At 67.4% G+C, this 14,881-nt stretch carries 13 protein-coding genes; 10 read left to right on the top strand and 3 right to left on the bottom strand.

The window, feature by feature from the left end; all coding sequences use genetic code 11:
* The first annotated feature begins 100 nt into the window (after window positions 1-100).
* The 4 genes from G1H10_RS02010 to G1H10_RS01995 all read left to right on the top strand — a co-directional run bounded on the left by G1H10_RS02010 (window position 101) and on the right by G1H10_RS01995 (window position 3,645).
* Complete coding sequence (locus G1H10_RS02010; RefSeq protein ID WP_163731832.1) at window positions 101-583, top strand: hypothetical protein; 483 nt, start codon at window positions 101-103, stop codon at window positions 581-583.
* Window positions 580-1,605 carry an HTTM domain-containing protein gene (locus tag G1H10_RS02005; RefSeq protein WP_216852800.1) on the top strand — a complete coding sequence of 342 codons (1,026 nt, stop codon included), beginning with the start codon at window positions 580-582 and terminating at the stop codon, window positions 1,603-1,605. The genes G1H10_RS02010 and G1H10_RS02005 overlap by 4 nt, the downstream gene beginning before the upstream one ends.
* Before the next feature lie 160 nt (window positions 1,606-1,765).
* Window positions 1,766-2,347 (top strand): SigE family RNA polymerase sigma factor, encoded by a 582-nt coding sequence (locus tag G1H10_RS02000; protein WP_163731830.1) that lies wholly within the window; start codon window positions 1,766-1,768, stop codon window positions 2,345-2,347.
* Window positions 2,344-3,645, top strand: a complete 1,302-nt coding sequence (locus G1H10_RS01995; RefSeq protein ID WP_163731827.1) for a hypothetical protein — start codon at window positions 2,344-2,346, stop codon at window positions 3,643-3,645. Before G1H10_RS02000 ends, G1H10_RS01995 begins: the two co-directional genes overlap by 4 nt.
* Before the next feature lie 225 nt (window positions 3,646-3,870).
* Here G1H10_RS01995 and G1H10_RS01990 read toward each other — a convergent pair whose 3' ends face one another.
* Complete coding sequence (locus G1H10_RS01990) at window positions 3,871-4,953, bottom strand: LacI family DNA-binding transcriptional regulator (RefSeq protein WP_163731824.1); 1,083 nt, start codon at window positions 4,951-4,953, stop codon at window positions 3,871-3,873.
* Between the two features lie 104 nt (window positions 4,954-5,057).
* Here G1H10_RS01990 and G1H10_RS01985 point away from each other — a divergent pair, with 104 nt between their 5' ends.
* The 4 genes from G1H10_RS01985 (at window position 5,058) to G1H10_RS01970 (ending at window position 10,833) form a co-directional block, all read left to right on the top strand.
* Window positions 5,058-6,356: an ABC transporter substrate-binding protein gene (locus tag G1H10_RS01985; RefSeq protein WP_163731821.1), complete on the top strand. Its 1,299-nt coding sequence runs from the start codon at window positions 5,058-5,060 to the stop codon at window positions 6,354-6,356.
* Window positions 6,357-6,434: 78 nt separating this feature from the next.
* Window positions 6,435-7,319, top strand: a complete 885-nt coding sequence (locus tag G1H10_RS01980; RefSeq protein WP_163731818.1) for a carbohydrate ABC transporter permease — start codon at window positions 6,435-6,437, stop codon at window positions 7,317-7,319.
* 5 nt (window positions 7,320-7,324) lie between these two features.
* A complete protein-coding gene (locus G1H10_RS01975; RefSeq protein WP_163731816.1) occupies window positions 7,325-8,239 on the top strand; it encodes a carbohydrate ABC transporter permease in 915 nt (304 codons plus the stop codon).
* Window positions 8,236-10,833: a family 78 glycoside hydrolase catalytic domain gene (locus G1H10_RS01970; protein ID WP_216852799.1), complete on the top strand. Its 2,598-nt coding sequence runs from the start codon at window positions 8,236-8,238 to the stop codon at window positions 10,831-10,833. Before G1H10_RS01975 ends, G1H10_RS01970 begins: the two co-directional genes overlap by 4 nt.
* A gap of 9 nt (window positions 10,834-10,842) precedes the next feature.
* Here the strand turns inward: G1H10_RS01970 and G1H10_RS01965 are convergent, their stop codons facing one another.
* Both G1H10_RS01965 and G1H10_RS01960 read right to left on the bottom strand, forming a co-directional pair.
* On the bottom strand, window positions 10,843-12,174 hold the full coding sequence (locus G1H10_RS01965; protein WP_163731813.1) for a glycoside hydrolase family 15 protein: 1,332 nt from the start codon (window positions 12,172-12,174) through the stop codon (window positions 10,843-10,845).
* Window positions 12,175-12,177: 3 nt separating this feature from the next.
* Window positions 12,178-13,647 carry a phytoene desaturase family protein gene (locus G1H10_RS01960; protein WP_216852798.1) on the bottom strand — a complete coding sequence of 490 codons (1,470 nt, stop codon included), beginning with the start codon at window positions 13,645-13,647 and terminating at the stop codon, window positions 12,178-12,180.
* Window positions 13,648-13,964: 317 nt separating this feature from the next.
* Here G1H10_RS01960 and G1H10_RS01955 point away from each other — a divergent pair, with 317 nt between their 5' ends.
* Window positions 13,965-14,618: a class E sortase gene (locus G1H10_RS01955; RefSeq protein ID WP_163731811.1), complete on the top strand. Its 654-nt coding sequence runs from the start codon at window positions 13,965-13,967 to the stop codon at window positions 14,616-14,618.
* A 7-nt stretch (window positions 14,619-14,625) separates the two neighbouring features.
* Window positions 14,626-14,781, top strand: a complete 156-nt coding sequence (locus G1H10_RS32125; RefSeq protein WP_174263958.1) for a hypothetical protein — start codon at window positions 14,626-14,628, stop codon at window positions 14,779-14,781.
* The last annotated feature ends 100 nt before the right edge of the window (window positions 14,782-14,881 follow it).

Below are 14,881 nucleotides of genomic sequence, written 5' to 3'. Positions count from 1 at the left end.
CCCTCCGAACCGCCTGACTCCGCGCGCCCGGTGATTTCAAAGGCATAAAAGCTGCCCCCGGGGCCATCGCGATCGTGGTCGGAATGCGTACTCTCGTCGGGTGAGGATTACCGCGCTGAGGCCGACCACACCTCGAAGACAACTCTCCCGGTGGGGAGCCGCATGGCGGCTCAGCCTCGTCGTATTAGGCCTGGCGGCGCTGATGCACGGAACGCTGCGCGACTCGGACGATTTTTTCCCCTTCGGCTCCATGGCCCAGTACGCGAGCGCGCACGATCTCAACGGGACGACCCGCTCGACCTACATCCTGGCAGACACCGAGGGCGGGGAACGGGGCGTGCGAGTGCCGCTGAATGCCACCGGCACCGGCATCGGACGTGCCGAGGTGGAGGGCCAACTCGGCGACTTCCTCGAAGATCCGTCGCTGATGCAGATCATCGCGGATGCCTACCGCGAGATCCATCCCGACCGGGACCAATACACGCGTCTGTACCTGATGCGCGACGTCTACCAATTACGGGACGGCTACGTCGTGGGCGAGCCGGAGACGACGCTGCTCGCCGAGTGGGAGGTTGAACGGTGACCCGGCAGTCCGACCCGGAGCAGGAGAACGCTCGCACAACAGAGACGGCCGCGACAGGCTCGATCGGGGCGAGCGACCCCGCGGCCGGCCCCGGTACATCGTCGTCGAATGGGGACGGCTCCGCGTACGCCGGCACGTCCGGCTTCGGCGGCACGGTCTCCCGAGCGGGTTCCGCTGTCCGCCGATGGTGGTTACCGGAGATCCCGTTCGCCCGGGTGGCGATCATGCGCGCGGTGATCTATCTCTTCCTGCTGTACGACATCTTCTATCTGCGCAACGATGTCATCCCGCACGGCCATTCACCCGAGCTCTACGAACCGTTGTGGATCGGCCGGGTACTTCCGCTTCCCGAACCCTCGGTGGGCCTGGCACAGACGTTGCAGGTGCTGATCGTCGTCGGTTCACTCGTCGCCGCCACCGGGCGGCTGCCGCGGTTGGCCGGCTGGACGGTGGCGATCTGCTACTTCGAGTGGCTGATCCTGAGCATGTCCTTCGGCAAGGTCGACCATGACCATCTGGCCCTGATCATCGCGGTGTTCGCACTGCCCACCATCGGCCGGGCCCGGCTCACCGACGACGGCGCCAGCCCGGCTGCCGGATGGGCGTTCCGGTGCATCCAGGTCTCGGTGATCTTCACCTACTTCGGCTCCGCGCTGGCCAAGTGGGTGCGCAACGGCGCACCGTTCGCCTGGGCCAACGGCGCTGTGCTCACCTGGGCGTTCATCCGCCGCGCGACCGACCTGGCCCGCTGGTCCCTGGACTATCCGTGGTTGCTGCGGATCGCGCAATGGGTGATGCTGACCGCCGAGTTCCTCTCCCCGATCGTGCTGTTCGTGAAGGGCAAGCTCCTCTACCTGGGCGCCGGCTTCTTCCTCACCTTTCACCTGGTGACCTACTTGACGCTGGGCATCCATTTCCTGCCGACGGTGGTCTGCTGGCTCGCCTTCTTCCCGACCGAGAAGCTGTTGCCCGACCGCTTCCGGCGTGCATCCGCGCCGCAACCAGCTGAGGCCACCGCCTGACCCGTCGGCATGTCCCGCGGAGCGTGGCCAGCGGCGCCCGGTCCGCGGGGGCGCTAGCGTCGTCGCGTACAGAGCTGCCGTTCAGCCCTGCAACCCGTTTCGGCACCGTCTCCGTGGACGGGGTGAGAAGGTCATCCCATAGCGGCGCAAGGAGGCGGGTGTGCTGAAGATAGATGAGGCCTCGTATCGGGAGTTCGTCGTCGCACGACGGCGATCCCTGCTGCGGACCGCCTTCCTGCTGTGCGGCGACTGGCATCTGGCCGAGGATTTGGTGCAGGACGCGTTGGCCAAGCTGTACGTGGCCTGGCGGCGGGTGAAGCGGCGTGACGACGTCGACGCATATGCACGCAAGGTGCTCGTCAACGCCTACATCGACAACCGCCGACGGCCGTGGCGGCGCGAGCATGCCGCCGACGTGACGGACAGCGTTGCCGGTGGCACCATGCCCGAGCGCCTCACCGGCGCGTCCGCAGGCGCGCCGGGGCGCTATTCGTCCAACGATCCTGCCGAGCTCAGCGATCCGGCGATGCGCCGGCGGTTGCTGGATGTCCTCGCCGAGGTTCCACCGCGCCAGCGTGCCGTTCTGGTCCTCCGGTTCTGGGAAGACCTCTCGGTCGATCAGGTAGCCGACCTGCTCAATTGCAGCGCCGGCACCGTCAAGAGCCAGACGTCTCGCGGGCTGGACCGGCTGCGCGAGCTCCTAGGCACCACGTCGCTCGCCGAGATGAAGGAGCAACTGTGAACGACAGAAACCTTCGCGCCCTGTTCGAGGACGCACTCACCGATGAACCGGACGGTCATGCCCCCGTCGACGACGACATCGCGCGCGGCCGGGCGTTGCGAACGCGCCGGATCCGCCGCCGGACCGGCGGGATCGGCGTCGGGGCGGCCGCGCTGGTCGCAGCGACGCTGGCGGTGCCGGCGTCGCCACTCTCGTTGACCAACGACGACGGCGGCAACCCCACACAACCGGCCACGACGCCGCCTGAAGGGCTATCGGACTCCGCGACCGACCGCGAGGCTCTCCAGCGCGAAATGGGGGAAGCCGTGAAGGACGCCTTAGCCGATGACGTTCAGATCAATGAACAGTACGGCATCAACTTCGAGAACTTCGGGTACCCCAGCGTCAGTCTCGAGCTCCAGCGTGGTGACGATGCGGACCGTACGGTCGTGATGGACATCTCGCTGGCGCCGGCGCGGCCGGACCTCGATCAGTTCCAACCGTGCAGCGACCCACCGTCAGATGCCTGGCAAGATGCCGAGAACTGCGAAGAAGGCCAAGACGAGGATGGCCGCTGGAGAATCATGAAGACCGGAAGCACAGACTATCGAGACGTGACCATCGTCGAGGACGATGCGACATCAGTCATCGTGGAATGGAACGATAACAGCGACGCTGGTGAATCCCCATACGGGATACTGTCCGAGGAGCAGGCCGCTGCGATCGCCGATGCAGTGTTCGCGGTGGGCAATCAACACGACACTGCTGAACTCATGGCTGGATTCGACCTGGTGGGAACGCTCGAAGCCTGGCCGGACATGCGTGCCGCACTGGAACAGGCGCTGGATCTCGGCCCACTGACACCGGTGGCCCCGGACGACGCGCCCGACGGCGCTGCCTACGACCCAGAGGCCGGTGCCACCGCCTATGTCGACGAGCAATGGCAGACTGGAACCATCGCCGCCCGCTACGCCACTGAGGGCGGTCTCACGGTGGACGTGGCGCTCTGGCAGGTGGCCCGACTATACGATGACGCGTGCGGCTCCGGCCTGAGCGAATGTGGCGGAATGCCGGGCTACAATGATCTCAACGAAGCTGACGGTGGCGAACTGGTCAAAGGCGGACGCATGTTCACTCCCGTCTCCGGCCTCGACATCACGCTGGATACAGGGCGAGCACCCGAAGACGGCTCCAATGACGAGGCGTCCAACGAGCTAAACGAAAAGCACACGCTCGCCGTAGACGAGCTCTCCAAGCTGATCCGGTTTCAGGGCGGATACCGCAACCAATCAGACGACAGTGATCACCTTTATGAATAGGGACAGCTCGACATCTTAGCCCGTGATCGTGTGCGGGGTTGGGTCGCTGCGGCGTCCCAACCCCGCACACGTTTTGTGCGTATCGGGTCACTGTGTGCCTGGCGAGGGATCCGGGAGGCGCTTGATGTCGAACATGGACCGGAGGGCACGACGGGCGGCGTGCGGGCCGCACATGCCGTGGTGTCGAACAGGTATGCAGCGACCATGCCCGGGCTTGCGACGGCGTCAGTCCGTCCAGGTGCGGCCAGTGGTGCTCTCCCGTACGATCAGCTCCGGATTCATGGTGATGGTGCGGTGCACATGCGGCACCCTGGTGATCTCCTCGAATAAGAGCTTCGCGGCCGCTCGGCCCATGTCGACACCCGGCTGCCCGATGGTGGAGATCGGAATCACGTGGTCCGCGGCGAAATGGTTGTTGTCGTACCCGATGACGGCGATGTCGCCCGGTACCTCGATCCCGGAGTAGATCATGGTCTGGATGGCGCCGGACGCCAGCGCGTCGGCGGCGGAGACCAGCCCGTCCGGCCGCTCGTCGGGTGGGCGATTCGCGATGCCACGACCGACGGCGAGACCGGCGGCGACGGTGAGCCGATCCGTCTCCAACAGCTCTAAGGTCACCCGCCCCTGTTCCTCCTCGACAGCCCGCCGGGCACCGGTGAGCCTGGAGGCGACGGCGGACAGCGACAGCGGTCCGCCGGCGAACAGCAAGCGCTGCCGGCCCAACTCGATGAGGTGGCGGGTGGCGGTGTATCCGCCGAGCTCCTCATCGACGACGACGCCGCAGCTCTCCCCGTCGACCCCTGGCCAGTTCACATGGACAACCGGCATCTGCCGACGCCGGATCTGCTCGGCCCGGGTCAGCGGCGCATCCAGCGGCGCGAGCAGGATGCCCGACACCCGGGATTCCTCGAACAACTCCAGGTAACTGTCCTGCTTCGCCAGGTCGACGTCACTGTTGGCCAGGAGCAGCCGCACGCCGGACTCGTCCGCCAGCTCCTCGACTCCGCGCGCGATGTCGACGAAGTACGAGTTGGCGAGGTCGACGATGACGAAGCCGATGGTGTTCGCGTGCCCCACGGCGAGCGACCGGGCCACCTGGTTGGGCACGAAGCCCAGCTCGTCGATCGCGTCCTGGACCTTCCGGAGCGTGCGCTCCGCCACGACGCCAGGGTTGTTGATGACGTTGGAGACCGTTCCCAGGGACACCCCGGCACGCCGCGCCACGTCTGCCATGACCGGCGCTCGACGCTTGTTCACCGACGGGGCCGTCTCCCCCGTCGAGCGGCGCGATGGTGTGTCTGTCGACATGGTGCCAGAACCATACCTAACGTCGGGGCTTGCGGTGAGGCAGCTATGAGTCTACTTTTGAAGCGCTTCAAAAATACGTCGTGCGTCACATTCAAGGAGGAATGATGAGATCTTCCAGCATGACCCGCAGCGGCGCGGTGGCCGCCGCCCTCGGCCTCGGCTTGGTGACCACTGCGGCCTGTGGCGGCGGAGGCGACGACGGCGACGGTGCCGGCGCCTCGGACCTGAGCATGCTGATCCATGTCGAGAACAACGAGATCCCCGGCACGCTGACCACACTCTCCGAGAATCAGTGCGCCACGGAGAATGAGGCCGCACCGCTTTCCGTTGAGACCGTGCCGCAGACCAACCTCGACCAGCAACTCCAGCTGCTCGCCGGCCAAGGCGGCCTGCCCACCCTGTATGCGGCCGGCAACGCCCCCGATCTGACCAAGACGCTCGCCGACTCCGGCCACGTGCTCGATTTCCAGGAGGCGCTCACCGAGCTCGACGTCATCGAGCACATCGAACCGGCCGCCATCTCCACCATCGAAGGGCTCTACGGCGGGTTCAATGTACTGCCGTTCGAGTACAACATCGAGGGCATCTGGTACAACGAGGCTCTCTTCGACCAGCACGGCGTCGACGTCCCGCAGACCTGGGACGAGCTGGTCGCCGCCGCGCAGACGTTCGCCGACGCCGGCATCACACCGTTCTCCGCCAGCGGCGACCAGGGGTGGCCCATCACCCGGCTCATCGGCAACTACCTCTTCCGGAGCCTCGGTCCGGATGCTCTGCAGCGCGTCGCCGACGGCGAGGCCTCGCTCACCGACCCCGAATACGTCGAAGCCGCCCAGGCAGTCGCCGACCTCGGCGCCGCCGGATTCTTCGGACAGGGCGTCGGCTCGATCGACATGGACACCTCCACCAACGAGTTCCTCAACGGCAACGCCGCCATGTACTACATGGGCAGCTGGGCGCTGAGCGATTTCAACGACGACGAGCGCAACGACATCGGCGTCGAGAACATCGGCTTCATGCCGTTCCCGGACGTCCAAGGTGGGGCCGGCGACCGCACCCAGCTCGCCGCCAACGTCGGCCTGCCGGTCACCATGAACGCGCAAGCCTACGGCGACGCCACCGGCGCCTGGCTGGCCTGCATCACGGAGAACTACGGGAGCGCCGCCCTGGACGAGTACAACCGGGTCTCCGGTTTCGCCGTCAACGACCCCGTCGACGACGTGCCGCAGCTTACCCAGGAGGTGCAGGAACAGGTCAGCTCCACCGACCAGACCGTGCTCTGGTTCGAGGCGCTCTTCTCGACAGAGGCGACCAACACCAGCCAGCGCAACGCCGCACCGCTGGTGACCGGCAGCATCTCGGCCGAAGAGTTCATGAGCATGGTCCAGGCGGATCTGGACTGACCCGCCCTGGCAGGAGCGGGCCGCACGCACGCCCGCCAGGCCCAAGGCCCGCCCGCCGCCGCTGAAGAGGGAAGACAGATGGAACAGGTACTCGGCGACCGCAAGTCCGTCGCCATCCTCGTCGGACCAGCGCTGATCGTCTACTCGCTGGTGATGCTGGTTCCGGTGTTCTGGTCGCTCGGATACACGCTGTTCGAAGGCAACGCGGTCACCGGATTCCGTTACGTCGGCTTCGCCAACTTCGCCGACCTGATCGGTGATTCCAAGGTGCACGACGCGCTGTGGTTCACCATCCGCTACGCGCTGGTGATCACCGTCGGCCAGGTGCTCCTCGGATACGGCCTGGCGCTGTTGTACGTGTTCGTATTGCGACGCTACTCCAGCCTGGTGCGGACCCTGGTGTTCTTCCCCATCGTCCTGCCCACCGTGGCGGTCGCCTTGCTGTTCCAGCAGCTGTTCGCGGTCGCGCCGCAGAACGGCGTGGTGAACTCGCTGATCAACGTCTTCGGCGCCGATTCGATCGACTGGTTCGGCGACGGCGGCACCGCGTTCATCGTGATCGCGATCATGGACATCTGGCGGTCGATGGGCTTCTACGGGGTCCTGCTCTACGCGGGACTGGTGGAGATCCCGGAGGACGTGCTGGAGTCGGCCCGCATCGACGGCTCCGGCGGCTGGCGGATGCTGCGGCACATCGTGCTGCCGTTGTCCCTGCCGGTGCTGGTCTCCGCGATCATCTTCAGCATCAACGGGACGCTCAAGGTGTTCGACAGCATCCTGGCGCTCACCAACGGCGGGCCCGGCACATCGACCAGCCCGCTGACCATCTACATGTTCCAGACCTCGTTCACCTACGGCGAGTACGGCTACGGCAGCTCGGTGGCGCTGCTGCTGACCATCATCTGCCTCATGGTCACCGTGGTGATCTTCCGCGCCTCGCGTCGCGATCTGACGAAGGGATGACCGAGATGACCTCGACAGATCTCAGCACGTCGCAGGCGCCCAGCGGGCTGGCGACCCGGCCGGCCTCCCGGCGTCAGACGCGCACCCGCCGGCTACGCCGGTGGCGACGGCTCCCCGGGCATCTGCTCGTCGCACTGCTGTTGGTGGTGGTGACCTATCCGCTGGTGTGGCTGCTGCTCGGTTCGTTCAAGACCCAGACCGAGTTCCTCGAAGAGTCCGTGTTCTCACTGCCGTCGCAATTCAACTTCGACAACTACGTCGAAGCATGGACTACCGGCAACTTCTCCCAGTACGTGCTGAACAGCATCATCGCGGTCGGCCCGTCGCTGTTTCTGATGATGTTGCTCGGCACCGCGGCCGGCTTCGCGCTGGAGGTGTTGGTATGGAAGGGCCGTGCCGGCGTCCTGCTCCTCTTCCTCGCCGGGATCATGGTGCCGATGCAGATGATCCTGCTTCCGCTGTTCACCATCTACTTCCAGACCGGGCTGACCGGGACCCTGTGGCCGCTCGTCATCACCTACACGGCTACCGGTCTGCCATTGACCGTCTTCCTGATGGCGACCTACTTCCGGGCGGTGCCCCGGGAAGTGTTCGAGGCATCCACCCTGGACGGCGCCGGGTTGGTGCGCGCCTTCTTCCAGATCGGCCTGCCGATGATGCGCAATGCGATCTTCACGGTGGGGCTCGTCCAGTTCTTCTTCTTCTGGAACGACCTGCTGATCGCCCTGACGTTCACCAACTCGGGCGAGCTGCGGACGCTCCAGGTGGGCCTGCTGAACTTCAGCGGCCAGTTCGGGACCACACAGTACGGGCCGCTGTTCGCGGCGATCTGCCTGAACGTCTTCGGGATGCTCGTGCTGTATCTGGTCCTGAACAAACAAGTCCAGAAGGGTCTGACGGCGGGAGCCGTGAAAGGGTGACAGTGACAGCAGGACCGATCATCAGCCGCGATATCCGTTTTGAACACCTGGTGCGGGCGCTTGGCGTAGGAACCGCACAACCACGGCTCTCCTGGCAGGTGACCGCCCCGCCCCCGTGGCGACAGGACGGCTACGAGATCGAGCTGCGCCGTGCCGGACAGGTCGAGTCCTCCGGACGGGTGCACTCAGCCGAGCAGATTCTGGTGCCATGGCCCGGCCGTCCGTTGGTGTCCCGGGAGATCGTCGACGCCCGCGTCCGCGTGTTCGGCACGGACGGCTCCGCCTCACCGTGGAGCGGCTGGTCCAGTGTCGAAGCCGGGCTGCTGGACCCTGGCGACTGGTCCGCCTCACCCGTCGGCGCGTCCTGGCCGGAGACACCGGACACCGACCGCCGACCCTACCTGGTCCGGCACGAATTCGAGCTGCCGTGCCAGACCGACGACGTGACGCGGGCGCGGCTGTACGTCACCGCACACGGTGTGTTCGAGGCGGAGATCAACGGCCGCCGTGTCGGGGACGACGCGCTCGCACCAGGCTGGACCACCTACCACCGCCGGCTGCGCTATTACACCTACGACGTCACGTCGCTGCTGCGGACCGGGGCGAACGCCATCGGCGCGTGGCTGGCCGACGGCTGGTACCGGGGACGCTTGGGGTTCAACGGTGGCTACCGCGACCTGTACGGTACCGACTTGTCCCTGTTGGCGCAGCTGGAGATCACGCTGGCCGACGGAACACGCCAGGTGGTGGCTACGGACGACAGCTGGCAGGCGTCGACGGGCCCGATCGTGCTCAGCGGCCTCTACGACGGCGAGGCGTACGACGCGCGTGACGAACAGCCCGGCTGGTCGGAGCCCGGGTTCGACGACTCGGCATGGTCGGCCGTCGTGGAGAACAAGCGTGACCCGGCCACGCTTGTCGCACCGGAACAGCCGCCGGTGCGGTGCACTCAGGAGATCGCGCCCGTGGAATGCCGCCGCACCGAAGACGGAACGCTACTGCTGGATTTCGGTCAGAACCTGGTCGGCCGGCTGCGCATCACCGTCGACGGGGCGGCGGGACAAGTGGTGACGCTGCGGCATGCCGAGGTGTTGCAGGACGGGCGGCTCTACACCCGTCCGCTACGGCTGGCGGCATCGGTGGACACGCTCGTCCTCGACGGATCGGGTCCACGGACGTGGGAACCTCGGTTCACATTGCACGGATTCCGCTACGCGGAGATCGAAGGCTGGCCGGGAGAGCTCCGCGAAGGCGACGTCGTCGCCCGGGTGTACCACACAGACATGGTCCGCACGGGCTGGTTCGAGTGTTCGAACCCGCTGCTCAACCGGCTACACGACAACGTGGTGTGGAGCATGCGCGGCAACTTCGTGGACATCCCGACCGACTGCCCGCAACGCGACGAGCGGCTGGGCTGGACCGGGGACATCCAGGTGTTCGCTCCGACGGCATCGTTCCTGTACGACTGCGCGGGCATGCTCGCCTCGTGGCTGACCGATCTCGCTCACGAACAGCTCGACGACGGCACCGTGCCGTGGTTCGTCCCGACCATCCCGGGTGGGCCGAACTGGACACCGATCCGGCCTGGCGCGGTGTGGGGCGACGCCGCCGTGCTCACACCGTGGACGCTCTACCGGCGTTATGCGGATGCGTCGGTGTTGCGTCGGCAGTACGACAGCGCGACAGCATGGGTCGACCTGGTGGTGCGTATCGCCGGGCCGAGCCGGCTGTGGAACACCGGGTTCCAGCTGGGCGACTGGCTCGACCCGGCCGCCCCGCCCGATGCCCCGGCCGCCGCCCGGACGGACAGGTACCTGGTGGCCACCGCCTACCTGGCGTGGACCGCGCGGCATCTGGCACACACCGCCGAGGTGCTGGGCAAGCACGCCGACGCCACGCGCTACGCCACGATCGCGGACGAGGTGAAGACGGCCTTCGTCGCCGAGTACGTGGCTGGGGATGGTCGCATGCGCAGCGATGCGCCGACCGCGTACGCGCTGGGCATCGTCTTCGAACTGCTCGACGGCGACACCCGCGAGGCCGCCGGGGACCGTCTGGCGGAGCTGGTGCAGGAGTCGGGACACCGCATCGCCACGGGTTTCGCCGGCACACCACTGGTCTGCGACGCGCTCACCCTCACCGGCCACGTGGACACCGCCTACCGGCTGCTCTTGGCGGAAGAGTGTCCGTCGTGGCTGTACATGGTGCGGCAGGGGGGCACCACCATCTGGGAACGCTGGGACAGCATGCTCGAAGACGGCACAGTCAACCCCGGTGAGATGACATCGTTCAATCATTACGCGCTAGGTGCCGTCGCCGACTGGATGCATCGGCGAATCGGGGGGATCGAACCGATCGAACCCGGATACCGGCGGGTGCGGTTCGCGCCGCTTCCGGGCGGGGGCCTGACCTTCGCCGAAGGGCGATACGAGTCCGGGTACGGAACCATCGCCGCGCGGTGGCGGCTCGACGGTGACACGCTCCGGCTCACGGTACGGCTGCCGACCGGGACGACAGGCGTCGTCGAGCTTCCCGGGCGAAAGCCCATCGACGTCGGCCCAGGTGAGCACACGTTCACCGGCAGCCCTGCGTGAGGGAGGGGGCTATTCCGCGAGCTCGGCCGCGGTGAGCACGACGACGGCGGCCGTCCAGGACAGCGGGGCCAGCTGCGCGGGCGTACCGTCGGCGAGCACCTTCTCCGGGAGGGTGCCTCGGGCCGTGCGGTGCTCATCGAGCCATGTCAGCGTCTCCCGCGCCGCCTGCTCGTCACCCGTCGCGGCCATCGTCAGGCCATACATCGCCGTGTGCGGAGTCCAGCTGACGCCGTCGTCGCGCCAGCCCGCGCCCGGCGAGATCCCACCGGCGGGACGGTGCATCCGCTCGACGGCGGTGTGCCACGCCGCAAGCACCTCGGGCTCGGCTGTGTTCGAGATCGGCGGGAGGAGGAAGGCGAGCGACGCGTCTGGTTCCGAACCACCCGGATACCGCGGGTAGCCGTCGGGCCCGAACGTCGTGTGGATCGCGTCGCGGAGCCGGTCCGCACCGGCCGCGGCCCGGGCACGGGCGGCTTCGTTCCCTGACCACCCGTAGAGGTCGACGGCGGACTCCAGCCCGGCCAGCAGCGGCCCGACGGTGCCCAGCGTCAGCTCATCCTCGTCCAGCTCCCAGAAGTCCGACGACGGGGGTGGCAGCGAACGCTCGTTGTCGATCAGTCCGAGAATGGCTTCGGCCGACGCATCGATCATCGGGCGCACAGCGTCCAGGAACTCCGCCCGTCGGTGCTCGGGCATCTCGTGCGCGACCTGCGCGGACGCCCAAAGCATCCAGCCTGTGCCGTCCAGCTGTATGCCGCGGTCGTCCGGGACGCCGCCGGAGCCGTCGTTGAGGTAGCGAGCGTGGAACAGCCCGTCGTCGCCCTGCACCCGCTGCAGGTAGAGCAACACATCCGTCGCGTCGGCCGTGTGACCGACGCTGGCCAGGGCGGCGGCCACCATCGCCGCGTCCCGCGGCCAGACATGTCGCCAGCCCGGCGACAGCCCGGCCGGGGCGGCACCGTTGTCGAACGTCAGCGTGTTGAGGTCGAGCAGAGCCGTTTCGAGGAGATCGGCGTACTCGGGCCCGATGTCCGGCACCTCGGCGGCCTCCAGCCAGGAGCGTTGCTCCGCTGCCAGCTGTTCGGCGTCGGCGGCATCCGCCAGCACCCGGGTTCCCGGCACGAAAGCGGCGTCCGATCCGGCATCGAGCGGCACCCGCTCGCCACCCGTGGTAATCCCCACCGCTTCGACGTTCAGCGGGATATCGGCGTCTCCCCCGCGGGTCATGGCGACGATCACCGCGACCACCGCCACGATCCCCGCGGCGCCGCCGAGGTACGCCAATGCCTTTGCCGGTGCCGACCGTCGTCCAGCCGAGCCGACTTCGCGGCTTCGGAGCATCCGCTACTCCCGTGGCCCCAGAGGCGGCAGCCGACGGATGCCGAACCGCTTCTTCAGCGCGCGTCGGGCGGCATGGACGCCGCTCATGCCGTGCACGCCGGGCGCAGGCGGCGTCGCAGAGGAACACAGATACACACCGGGCACCGGGGTGGCCCACGGATCCCAGCGCAGCGTCGGCCGGGCCAGCAACTGCCAGGTGGTCAACGCGCCCGCGGCGAAATCGCCTCCGATGTAGTTCGCGTTGTGGTGTGACATCTCCGCCGCCGGGATGGTGCGCCGTTCCACGACGACGTCGCCGAAGCCGGGTGCGAACCGTTCGATCTGCGCCTGGACGGCGTCACCGAGGTCGACCGTCGAACCGGCCGGAGCGTGCGTGTATGTCCACAACGGCCGCAGCCCGTTCACCTCACGCGCCGGATCGGTCAGCACGGGGTCCGAGACGAGCACCAGTGGCCGCTCGGCGTGCTTGCCGGCCGCCACGGCGCCCTCGGCGCGCACCATCTCCGCCCGATCGCCGCAGACATGCACGGTGCTGGCGCGCCCGACCTCCGGATGTGTCCACGGCACCGGTCCGGAGAGGACGAAGTCCACCTTGCAGACGCCGTCGCCGTAGCGATACCGCTCCAGCGCACGGCGGTAACGCACGGGCAGCCGATCATCCATGATCCGCAGCAGCGCCCGTGGCGTGGTGTCGAACAGGTACGTCCGGGCTTCCGGGAGCTCGTCGAACGATGTGATCTCCGAACTGGTCGTCACCAGCGCGCCGTGCGCCTTGAGGTCATCGACCATCGCGTCCGTGATCGCTTGGCTTCCGCCGACCGGGAGCGCCCAGCCGGGCGTGTGCGCGAGTGCGGCCAGCATCATGGCCGTGCCGGCCACGGGAAGGCTGGGCAACGGCGAGATGGAGTGCGCGCCCACGCCCGTCAGCAGCGCCGGAGCCCGATCTTCGGTCCATCGCAGGTCCCACAACCGGGTGCCCTGCTCCAGGACGGCCAGTCCGAACTGGACCGCGGAGAGCGGGTCGCGCGGCAGCGAGCGCCGGTCGCCGACGGCGGCATCGACCACCCCCGGCACGTGCGACACCAGCGGCCCCAGCAGTCGCCGCCAGGCAGGGCCGTCGGCGCCGAGACCGTCCACGGTGCGGTCGAGATCTCGGTAGGCGATACCCGCGCGCCCGCCGTCGAGCGGCTGCGCGTAGGAGACCTCGGGGTATCGAAGCTCGACACCTCGGGCGCGCAGATCGAACGCGCGGAAGAACGGAGAGGCCGCGGCCAGCGGATGCACGGCCGAGCACACGTCGTGGATCAGCCCCGGGGCCAAGCCGAGATCGAGGGTTCGTGCCCCACCGCCAAGAGTCGGTTGGGCCTCGAACACCTGGACGTCCAGGCCCGCGCGGGCCATGATGACCGTGGCCGCCAGGCCGTTGGGCCCGGACCCCACGACTACGGCATCACAACGCTCGGATGCGCTCACCCGCGCTCACTCCCGCGCCGGCCACCCGTCATGTGTTCGCCTTCCGTTCACATCTGCGACACCGCCATCGTATGCGCCCCCGCACGAGCTGCGGACAACCGGGCGACGCCTCGGGACCACCGACGACCGCGCGAGTCGAACCGGCGCGCATGGCCGTCCGATTTATCCGAATTTTGTGCTAATTGTCGCTTCTATACAGTTACTTTCCGCAGTCCAGCGGCGTCAGGCGTCACGGCCGCGAGCACGTTAAGCTCTGACTCATGCATCGGAAGGCGCGGCGCGGCCGCCGCAGGGCCCCTAAGCGTAGCCCCTTCGCCGTGATTGCGGGAGGGCTCGGCGAGCTCATGCTGACGGGGGGCGCCATCGTGCTGCTCTTCGTCGTCTACACCCTATGGGGTACAGGCATTCAGACGGCGGCGGCCCAAAACGATCTTCGCAACCAATTCGAGCTTCAGCTTGACGAGATCGACCAAGAGACGGACGAACCGGAGTCGGTCTACGAGGGCCTTGAACTCGGCGACGCCTACGGCATTCTCCGCATCCCCCGGTTCGGGGAGAACTGGGAACGGATCATCGTCCAGGGTGTCGAGGACGAAGACCTGAAGAACGGCCCCGGTCACTACCTGGACAGCGCCGACCCCGGCGAGCTCGGCAACTTCTCCATCGCCGCACACCGCTCCGGTCACGGTGAGCCGTTCGCCAAGTTCCCGGAGTTACATGAAGGCGACATCATCGAGGTCGAGACGGCCACGGGTGTCTACCAATACCAGCTCTATGACGCGCCCAACGGCGACCCGGACGGCAACCGGATCGAGATCCAGGACACCTGGGTGGTCAATCCCGTGCCAGGGGAGCCCAGGAGCACCGAGCCGGACGAAGCCTTGATCACGCTGACCACGTGCTGGCCGCGCTGGGGCTCATCACACCGCATGTACGCTACCGGCATACTGATCAACGCCGAGGAGCGATAGACGCGACATGTACGCATGGGTATGGCGACACCTGCCCGGCCCATGGCCGGTCCGGCTGTTCATCTTCCTCGTCCTGGTCCTCGCGATCGTGGCGGCGCTGTTCTTCTGGGTGTTCCCCTGGGTGGAGGACACGTTCGACATCAACCGCGTCACCGTCGGCTGACGCCCCTCGCCGACACGCCGGCGAAATGATCATGTGAAGTGGGGTTTGGGGGGGCGGGGACACCGAGGGGCCGAGGGGAGGGGGGGGGAACACCCCCGAA

The organism is Phytoactinopolyspora halotolerans (assembly GCF_010550675.1).
GTDB lineage: Bacteria > Actinomycetota > Actinomycetes > Jiangellales > Jiangellaceae > Phytoactinopolyspora > Phytoactinopolyspora halotolerans.
The sequence above is the reverse complement of the archived record's forward strand: the minus strand, read 5'-3'. Positions and strand labels throughout refer to the sequence as shown.

Excerpts from the sequence above, each read along its gene's own strand:
- G1H10_RS32125 (WP_174263958.1), top strand. The coding sequence starts at position 14,626 with ATGTACGCATGGGTATGGCGACACCTGCCCGGCCCATGGCCGGTCCGG.
- G1H10_RS01990 (WP_163731824.1), bottom strand. The coding sequence starts at position 4,953 with ATGTCGACAGACACACCATCGCGCCGCTCGACGGGGGAGACGGCCCCG.
- G1H10_RS01965 (WP_163731813.1), bottom strand. The coding sequence starts at position 12,174 with ATGCTCCGAAGCCGCGAAGTCGGCTCGGCTGGACGACGGTCGGCACCG.
- G1H10_RS01980 (WP_163731818.1), top strand. The coding sequence starts at position 6,435 with ATGGAACAGGTACTCGGCGACCGCAAGTCCGTCGCCATCCTCGTCGGA.
- G1H10_RS01985 (WP_163731821.1), top strand. The coding sequence starts at position 5,058 with ATGAGATCTTCCAGCATGACCCGCAGCGGCGCGGTGGCCGCCGCCCTC.
- G1H10_RS01975 (WP_163731816.1), top strand. The coding sequence starts at position 7,325 with ATGACCTCGACAGATCTCAGCACGTCGCAGGCGCCCAGCGGGCTGGCG.